Origin of the sequence: Neptunomonas sp. CHC150 (assembly GCF_030397555.1) — a bacterium.
Lineage (GTDB): Bacteria > Pseudomonadota > Gammaproteobacteria > Pseudomonadales > Balneatricaceae > Neptunomonas > Neptunomonas phycophila.
In genome coordinates, this window is the sequence record NZ_JAPNXU010000036.1 from 1 (window position 1) to 238 (window position 238).

Consider the following 238-nt stretch of genomic DNA (forward strand, 5'->3'; position numbering starts at 1 on the left):
AGATGTGTATAAGAGACAGGTCATGAAGTGACCGTAAGATCACAAGACGCTGGTCTTCTTTTAATAACTCTTTAAAGCCCATAACAATTCCTATTTATCATCTTTTAAACGTTGTTCTAATAACAACTGAGAAAGGTGATTGATGGGCTTGAGCTCTGCTCTAAGCTCTTTCAATTCACCACGCATTTCTGACAGTTCAAGACGAAGGCGATTCACTTCTTCGTCAGTGGGTAGTTGG

1 protein-coding gene is annotated in these 238 nt (G+C 39.9%); it reads right to left on the bottom strand.

The annotated features are described in order from the left end of the window. Window positions 1–90 precede the first annotated feature (90 nt). On the bottom strand, window positions 91–238 hold a 148-nt coding region (locus tag OW491_RS17980; protein ID WP_290037269.1), incomplete at its 5' end, for a DUF2730 family protein.